The sequence below is a fragment of the Thauera phenylacetica B4P genome (assembly GCF_000310225.1).
Lineage (GTDB): Bacteria > Pseudomonadota > Gammaproteobacteria > Burkholderiales > Rhodocyclaceae > Thauera > Thauera phenylacetica.
Genome location: NZ_AMXF01000497.1, coordinates 1 through 1,003, shown reverse-complemented (window position 1 = coordinate 1,003; position 1,003 = coordinate 1). Strand labels below are relative to the sequence as shown.

General features: G+C 77.3%; 1 protein-coding gene. It reads left to right on the top strand.

Annotation, left to right across the window (positions count from 1 at the left end):
- Window positions 1–95: 95 nt before the first annotated feature.
- The coding region (locus C667_RS23285; protein ID WP_004390184.1) for a hypothetical protein at window positions 96–1,003 on the top strand (908 nt) is incomplete at its 3' end.

The following is a 1,003-nucleotide window of genomic DNA, read 5'->3' as shown; positions in this document are numbered from 1 at the left end:
CGCGGCCCCATCGCCTGCGGCCCCCGCGCCCGCCGAGCCCGCGCCACGCCGGCGCAAGCCGACCGGCGGCGGCACCTGATGCCTGGAGGTGAATCGTGAGCATCCGCCCGATCCGACATGCGCTCCCCGGCGAGCGCATCCTCGCCCTCGCCCCCGACGATGCGGCCGAGGCCGCGCGCTGGTGGCTGCGGCGGCCCAACCTGTTCGCGGGCCGCACGCTGACCGGCCCCACGCTGTCCGGCCGCCAGGACTGGGCCGCGGCCCACGTCGCACTGCGCGGCCGCGCCTTCACCCCAGGCGTGGTGCAGGGCCTGGAGACGGCGCTGGCCGATGTCGGCAGCGGCCTCGACGGCAGCCGCATCGCACTGATGCAGGGCATCGGCCTCGGCGTCACCGGCGAGGATGTGCACGTCGCCCACGCCCACGAGTTCGAGCTCGGGCGCCTTCCGGTGGTGGCCGATCCTTCGGCCTTCTCCGGCCTCGGTGGCGCCGGCGGCGGTGGCGATGTGCTCGCAGGCAAGATCGTCGGCCCCACGCTCGGCGAGGTGGTCGCGGCCGCCCCGGAAGCCCTGCCGCGCGTCGGCATCCTCATGCTGCAGCCGGTCGCCAGCGAGCGCATCGGCGAGTTCGATCCCACCGACCCCTGCCCGCTCGACGCCTGCTGCAGCGACGGCGGAGCCGCCTTCGAGGACTGGCGCAGCGCCGACGCCGCCCGCCTGCTCTGGTACGCCTGGCCCGAGGAGTGGCGCAGCCTGCCGCCGCTGCCGCCCGCCGGCGGCGCGCGCTGGCGCAACCTGATCGCCTGGCGCATCTTCGAGGCCGAGCGCGGCCTGGGCGAGGGTGCGCAGCTACCCTGGGCGGCCTGGGGCGTGGCGCTCGGCCTGGTGGCCTGCGCAGCGGACTGGACCCCGCTCTTCCTCGACCGCGCCAGCGTGGTGCGTGCGGGCGGGCGCGCACGCTGGCCGCGCATGGGCGGCGGTGCCGGCGGCCTCGCCACGCACTG